Genomic DNA, 3636 nt, shown 5'->3' with positions numbered 1-3636 from the left:
AACACCAGCAGCTCACGGTTAACGCCTGGAATCATCCCGACCACCGGCACCACGATGCCTGCGCCGGTAATGGTCGCGACCGTCGCGGAGCCTGTGGCCACACGAATCACCGCCGCCACCAGCCACGCCAGCAGAATCGGGTTGATCTGCGCGTTCACCGCCATGTGGCCGATCACGTCGCCCACACCGCTGGTCACCAGCATCTGCTTGAAACCACCACCGGCGCCGATGATCAGGATGATCGCAGCGGTCGGCGCGAGGCTGGCGTCGAGCAGCTTGAGGATTTGCTTGGAGTGAATGCCCTGGCGATGGCCAAAGGTGTACAGCGACAGCAGCAACGCCAGCAGCAGCGCAGTGATCGGGTGACCGATCATGTCCATCCAGTTGCGGATGGCATGGCCGTCCGGCAGCGCGACGTCGGCGAAGGTTTTGAGCAGCATCAGGAACACCGGTAGCAGCACGGTGATCAGGGTGATGCTGAAGCTCGGCAGGCTTTTTGACTCTGGCTCGCGGGCCAGTTGGTCGACCAGTTCCTGGGACGGGTTGCCCGGAATGTACTTGGCGATAAACGTGCCGAAAATCGGCCCGGCAATAATGGCGGTCGGCAGTGCGACGATCAGGCCGTACAGGATGGTCTTGCCGATGTCTGCGCCAAACACGCCAATGGCCAGCAGCGGGCCAGGGTGCGGTGGCACCAGGCCGTGTACCGCCGACAGGCCGGCGAGCAGCGGGATGCCGATCTTGATCAGCGACACGCCGGTGCGGCGCGCGACGATAAATACCAGCGGGATCAGCAGTACAAAACCGATCTCGAAGAACAGCGGGATGCCCACCAGGAACGCAGCGAACATCATCGCCCACTGGACTTTGTCTTTGCCGAAGGCACGGATCAGTGTCTGTGCGATCTGATCGGCGCCGCCGGACTCGGCCATCATCTTGCCGAGCATGGTGCCCAGCGCGAGGATAATGCCGACAAAACCAAGCACACCGCCAAAACCGTCCTGGAATGCCTTGATGATCTTGTCCACAGGCATGCCCGAGGTCAGGCCGAGAAAGCCGGCCGCGATGATCAGTGCAATGAACGGGTGCACCTTGAATTGGGTGATCAGAACGATCAACCCGATGATTGTGACCACTGCGTCTAGCAGCAGGTAGGACTCGTGGGACATGCCAAACATGGGGGGTCTCTCCTGTTTGTTGTTGTTATTAAAGCGGGTATTGAATCTTTCGCCGGGGGTAGCGCTACCTTTTCCGGCAAAAAATTAATGAGTAGGTTCAAAGCCGTGTTGCAGCCACCAGGCATTGGTTTGCTTGGCCAAGTCCTCAACGCTGTCTTCGCTGGCATTGAGCGCCAGGGTCAGCGGCTCGCCCAAGGGCGATTCGAGGGTGGCGAACTGGCTATCGATCAGGCTTGCCGGCATGAAATGGCCGGGGCGGTGGGACACGCGGTCAGCGGCCACGGCGCGGGTCAGCTCCAGGAACACAAACCCCAGGCCCGGCGCGGCTTCGCGCAGGTGGTCACGGTATTTCTTTTTGAGGGCTGAGCAGGTGAGCACCGGATGCTCGCCCGCTTTGAGCGAGCGGCGCAGTTCATCGCAGAGGATATCGAGCCAGCCGGCGCGGTCGTCGTCGTTGAGGGGGTGGCCGGCGCTCATCTTTTCGATATTGGCGGCGGGGTGAAAGCTGTCGCCTTCAATGGCGGTGGCGCCGTTCAGGCGGCACAGGGCTTCGCTGACGCTGGACTTGCCACAGCCGGAAACACCCATGATGACCAGGGCGGTAACAGGTTGACTCATGAAACACCTCAGGACGCAGATAGCGCTACCTTTGCACGCTGTAAGGCTAGTGCAAAAACAGGCTTTTCCCGCGCCGACTTGTCATTTTTATGGAGTGACGCGTGCATCCTCTCCAACTGTTTGAACAGGATCAGGCAACCCAACGTTCAATAATTTGCAGCCATTTGGAGACAGCGCTACCTTAGTGCCTCGATTTTTGTTTGGCAACAGCCTGATGACCTCCAAGAACGATAAAAAATTGCGCACCACGGGTCGCCCGACCCTCAATGAAGTGGCCCGCCTGGCGGGTGTCAGCCCCATTACCGCCTCCCGCGCACTGCGTGGCGTCAGCACGGTTGCTACCGAGCTGGTGGAAAAAGTGCAACTGGCCGCTGCCGAACTCAACTACGTCGTCAACCCCGCCGCTCGCGCCCTGGCCTCGGCGCAAAGCCATTCGGTGGTGGTCATCGTGCCGTCGCTGTCCAACCTGTTGTTTATCGAAACCCTCGAAGCCATCCACGCAGTGCTGCGGCCCAAGGGCTTTGAAGTACTGATCGGCAACTCGCACTATTCGCGTGATGAAGAAGAAAACCTGCTGCGCAACTACATGGCCTACCAGCCACGCGGTTTGCTGCTGACCGGGTTTGATCGCACCGAAAGCGCACGACGGATGGTCGAGGCCAGCAATGTGCCCTGTGTGTACATGATGGATCTGGACCCGAACGCGGGCGTGAATTGCGTGGGGTTTTCGCAATTGAGCGCAGGCGAAACAGCCGCAGCGCATTTGCTCTCCCGTGGGCGCAAGCGCCTGGCGTATATCGGCGCGCAGTTGGACCAGCGCACGTTGCTGCGCGGTGAAGGGTTCCGCCGTGCCCTGCAGCAGGCGGGTATGTACGACCCGGCGCTGGAACTGCTGACGCCACGCCCCTCCTCCGTGGGCTTGGGTGGTGAGTTGTTTTTGCAGCTGCTGGCGGCGCATCCGGACGTGGATGCGATTTTCTTCGGTAACGACGACCTGGCCCAGGGCGCACTGCTGGAGGCCATGCGACACGGCATCAACGTCCCGGAGCGCGTGGCGGTGCTGGGCTTCAACGACTTGCCGGCATCGTCTTTTATGGTGCCGCGTTTGAGCAGTATCAGCACGCCACGGGAAGCGATCGGGCGGCGCTCGGCGGAGCATTTGTTGACGATCATGGCGGGCAACAAGATTGCCAAGCCGGTGGTGGACATGGGGTTTGCGTTGCAGGTGCGCGAAAGCACGTAACTTTCAAAGCCCAAACACAATCAAACTGTGGGAGCTGGCTTGCCTGCGATGGCGGTAGACCTGTCGGCACATCGTTGCCTGACACACCGCTATCGCAGGCAAGCCAGCTCCCACATTTTTTTACCGTGCTCGCTTGAGATGTGGGACGCCTGTAGGACGCGGCTGACATTGCCGTAAGCGCCTTGCCCGGTTGCCTACGCTTACGTCAGAATCCGCCGGCTTGTGCGCTTGGGTGGGTGGAAACTAAGGTGGGTCGGTCGCTGAATTTCTCGGCGATCGGGTTTAGTAGCCCACTTTTGGACCTCCTAAACCAGGAGCACTGCAATGATCAAAGAAATTGAAAAACCTGCAACTACGATCTTCACCCTCACACCCGACACACCCCTCGAATCCCTACTGATCAACAGCTACGAAACCGTGTGCTCCGTCAGCACCTTGTTGCTCGACCTGTCCAATGACCTCACCGGCAAACACCGCGACGTGGCACTCGCCATTCATCAACTGAGCGAGTTATCAGTCTTGATGGTCGGCAAAGCCATGGACCAGCAAACACCACGCACCTAAAGCCTAACTCGGTTAACCCTGTGGGAGCTGGCT

Annotated in this window: 4 protein-coding genes; 2 read left to right on the top strand and 2 right to left on the bottom strand. The window is 59.8% G+C overall.

Annotated elements, in window-relative coordinates; all coding sequences use genetic code 11:
- Together FEM54_RS27575 and FEM54_RS27570 are read right to left on the bottom strand one after the other, a co-directional pair.
- The coding region (locus FEM54_RS27575; RefSeq protein ID WP_138453753.1) for a GntT/GntP/DsdX family permease at positions 1–1178 on the bottom strand (1178 nt) is incomplete at its 3' end.
- Positions 1179–1262: 84 nt separating this feature from the next.
- A complete protein-coding gene (locus FEM54_RS27570; protein ID WP_138453752.1) occupies positions 1263–1796 on the bottom strand; it encodes a gluconokinase in 534 nt (177 codons plus the stop codon).
- A 211-nt stretch (positions 1797–2007) separates the two neighbouring features.
- Between FEM54_RS27570 and gntR the strand changes: the two genes are divergently transcribed.
- Both gntR and FEM54_RS27560 read left to right on the top strand, forming a co-directional pair.
- Positions 2008–3039: an HTH-type transcriptional regulator GntR gene (gene gntR / locus FEM54_RS27565; RefSeq protein WP_170039861.1), complete on the top strand. Its 1032-nt coding sequence runs from the start codon at positions 2008–2010 to the stop codon at positions 3037–3039.
- A 324-nt stretch (positions 3040–3363) separates the two neighbouring features.
- A complete protein-coding gene (locus FEM54_RS27560; RefSeq protein WP_099550463.1) occupies positions 3364–3603 on the top strand; it encodes a DUF6124 family protein in 240 nt (79 codons plus the stop codon).
- The last annotated feature ends 33 nt before the right edge of the window (positions 3604–3636 follow it).

Source organism: Pseudomonas edaphica (assembly GCF_005863185.1).
In the GTDB taxonomy this organism is placed as follows: Bacteria; Pseudomonadota; Gammaproteobacteria; order Pseudomonadales; family Pseudomonadaceae; genus Aquipseudomonas; species Aquipseudomonas edaphica.
This window is presented reverse-complemented; position numbering and strand designations above follow the sequence as displayed.

What these genes read in the sequence shown, in the direction of transcription:
- FEM54_RS27570 (WP_138453752.1), bottom strand. Translation starts at nt 1,796, where the DNA reads ATGAGTCAACCTGTTACCGCCCTGGTCATCATGGGTGTTTCCGGCTGT.
- FEM54_RS27560 (WP_099550463.1), top strand. Translation starts at nt 3,364, where the DNA reads ATGATCAAAGAAATTGAAAAACCTGCAACTACGATCTTCACCCTCACA.